The 2,035-nt window shown below is 52.3% G+C and carries 1 protein-coding gene; it reads right to left on the bottom strand.

Annotation, left to right across the window (positions count from 1 at the left end):
• Positions 1-209 precede the first annotated feature (209 nt).
• Positions 210-1,604 carry a group II intron reverse transcriptase/maturase gene (ltrA, locus tag ACIFQM_RS12210; protein WP_430043091.1) on the bottom strand — a complete coding sequence of 465 codons (1,395 nt, stop codon included), beginning with the start codon at positions 1,602-1,604 and terminating at the stop codon, positions 210-212.
• Positions 1,605-2,035: the final 431 nt, after the last annotated feature.

Here is a 2,035-nt window from a genome sequence, read left to right as displayed (position 1 = left end):
CTTACAAACTGGGAAGTTGCCGAATTTCACGCAAAAGAACCTCCGTCTCCACTACTAAAGTGGGGACAGAGGTTCCTTTGGTTTGGATAACAACCCTTTTGCAGTTTGAACTTTTTTCATAAATAATCGAGTAGGAGGCTACCCATTAGTTGAGTAGCCGACCTCTCACACCACCGTACGTACCGTTCGGTATACGGCGGTTCAACCGTTTAAGTGCAATTGCGTCGTAGACGCTCGTACTGTGCAGGGAAGTCATAGTACCCTGCCCGTACGAGCCTTTCGTTTGTTATGGAGCGAGACAGCATCGGACTACCGGCAGCTCGCCAGTATCCCCTCCGTGTATTTCCCCATTGGTAGGCCTGCCACTCCGGTATCCCCAGCTTTCGCAGGTTGTGCACCTTCGTTTTCGGCTTCTTCCACCCTTTCCAGATGTACATGCGCATCCGCCTTCGCATCCATTCATTCCAGCTTTGCAGGATTCGCTTCATGTCGGCTACATAGAAATAGCCGATCCATCCGCGAATGTAGACCTTCACGTTCTCCATCACCTGTCGGGCGTTTCTGCCTTGGCTTCGGCTCGTCAACTCTTTCAGCTTCCTCTTTGCCTTTGCAAGGGATTGTCTGTGGACGCGGATATACACGCCTCTCCCGTTCTTTCCCAGCGCAAAGCCAAGGAACTTGAAGTGTTTCTGTGCGACGACGCTAACGACCTTGCTCTTCTGCGCATTCATCTTGAGCTTTAGCCTGTTCTCCAGATATGCCCCACATGATTCCAGAAGCCGTGTCGCCGCTCGCTTGCTCTTCGCCAGCACCACAATGTCATCCGCATAACGGATGACCGTCACACCTCGACTTTTCATCTCCTGATCGAATTCGTTCAGATAGATGTTTGCTAAAAGGGGCGACAGCGGCCCACCCTGAGGAGAGCCTTCTTCCGTTTTGCGGCGTATTCCGTTTTCCATGACTCCACTTTTTAGATACTTTTTAATCAGGTCGGTTACGCGCTTATCCTGGATTGCTTTACGCAAGAGGTTCATGAGTAGCTCATGGTTCAGCGTGTCGAAGTATTTCGAGAGGTCGATTTCTACCGCATGGCCGTATCCCTGCTCCGCATACGCTTTTACTTTTCGGATGGCTTGCTGCGCACTCCGCCCCGGGCGATAACCGTAGCTCCCATCCGAAAAGAGCGGTTCGAACAGCGGTTGCAACTGCTGGGCGATGGCTTGCTGGATGATGCGATCCACTACGGTCGGAATTCCGAGTTTCCGCACTCCGCTTCCATCTGGTTTGGGAATTTCCTTGCGACGTACCGGGCTTGGCTTATATTTGCCTTCCCGGATATTCTGCAGAAGCTCGTCTCTGTTTTCCCGCAGCCACGGCAACGCCGCCTCGACTGTCATTCCGTCGATTCCCGGCGCTCCATGGTTACGTTTGACCTGCTTGTAGGCTCTGTTCAGGTTGTCCCTGTCCAGTATCGCCTCCAGCAAGTCGTTTGCACCGTCTCTTTCTCCACTTTCCCGAGTTTCGGCACTCCGCGCTCCCGCATACTCTTCATGTTCCACACTATCCCTTTGCGGGCAGCCCTTTCGATATTCTGCTTTCATCGCACCGACTCTCCTTTCAGTATGTACTCAAGACTTACGATTGTTCGGCCCTTCCCGAGAAAAAAAAACTTCCCGGTAGTATGGCCTCTGCTGACTTCTCACAGCAAGCTTTACTCCGTCTTTCGGATTTTTTTTTTTTTCCTACTCCACGTCTGTGAGATCTCCCCGGGTAAGAGCGATAACCTTCCCCTCACCTATCTGCCACATTTACATGATGGGATTCGGGCAGTATTGGACTTTGCCATGTCATGCAGGTTCGTCCGTCCCATCATGCCTTCTATGTGATTTCTGTTCGTCAGACCGAGGGTTTGCCTCCGGCTTCCTTCAGATTCGGCCTCACGGCCGACACCCTTGCCTTTGGCTAACAGTTCCTACTGCCAAGCCTGTAGCGGACTTTCACCGCCAAGTTATCGCCCATGCCGGGCGCACAT

Source organism: Paenibacillus sp. NRS-1782, assembly GCF_050467685.1.
Taxonomy (GTDB): domain Bacteria; phylum Bacillota; class Bacilli; order Paenibacillales; family Paenibacillaceae; genus Paenibacillus; species Paenibacillus terrae_A.
This window is presented reverse-complemented; position numbering and strand designations above follow the sequence as displayed.

Coding starts and splice junctions, on each gene's coding strand:
- ltrA (WP_430043091.1), bottom strand. CDS start 1,604: ATGAAAGCAGAATATCGAAAGGGCTGCCCGCAAAGGGATAGTGTGGAA.